This window comes from Sporomusa sp. (assembly GCF_057736855.1).
This window is the reverse complement of the sequence record NZ_JBYKYF010000037.1, coordinates 6,066-6,995: the sequence shown is the minus strand read 5'-3', so window position 1 is coordinate 6,995 and position 930 is coordinate 6,066. Positions and strand designations below refer to the sequence as shown.

Below are 930 nucleotides of genomic sequence, written 5' to 3'. Positions count from 1 at the left end.
AAAAGAATTACTTGCGGAAGTTGAACCGTTCTTTGAATTGGCCGAAAAACTCGGCATGGATCCGCTGGAACTGCGGTTCAAAAATATTTACCGTCCTGGTGCCACTACACCAACCCAGCAGGTACCAGACGTATTCTGCTTAGAAAGTATGTTTAACACCCTGCGCCCGCTTTGGCAGGAAGCCAAGAAGCGCTGCCAAGAACTATCCACACCTGAGAAAAAACGCGGTGTTGGCCTGTCGCTAGGTATCTATGGTTGCGGTCTTGACGGTCCTGACGGCTCGGTAGCCTGGGTTGAATTAAACAAAGACAATACCGTTACTGTCGGTGTATCCTGGCAAGATCATGGTCAGGGAGCGGATATTGGTGCGTTAACACATGCGCATGAAACCTTGCGCAAAATCGGAATTAAGCCAGAGCAAATCAAGCTGGTTATGAACGATATGGCGGTTACTCCAGCCAGCGGTCCGTCCGGTGGCAGCCGTCAAAACGTAATGTCAGGCAATGCCATTCGTGTCGGCTGCGAAATGCTGATACATGCTATGCGTAAACCTGACGGTACTTATCGCACTTATGATGAAATGATAGCTGAAAAGATTCCGCTGCGTTATGAAGGCAAATGGGCGGCATCGATGTGCACTGATTGTGATCCTGAAACCGCTAAAGGTGAGCCGTTTGCAATATATATGTATGAGCTATTTATGCCAGAAGTAGAAGTAGACATGAAGACAGGCAAAGCCAGAGTTGTCAAATTTACTACCGTGGCTGATATCGGCACCATTACCAATAAAGCAACCACTGATGGTCAAATCTATGGCGGCTTAGCGCAAGGTATTGGTCTTGCATTGAGCGAAGATTTTGAAGATATTCATAAACATACAAATTTGGTAGCTTGCGGTTTGCCGTACATTCAGGACATTCCAGATGACAT

General features: G+C 46.9%; 1 protein-coding gene. It reads left to right on the top strand.

The window, feature by feature from the left end; genetic code table 11:
- Positions 1–930, top strand: a 930-nt coding sequence (locus AC29Z1_RS04215; RefSeq protein ID WP_488270213.1) for a molybdopterin cofactor-binding domain-containing protein, incomplete at both ends; no start/stop codon positions are given.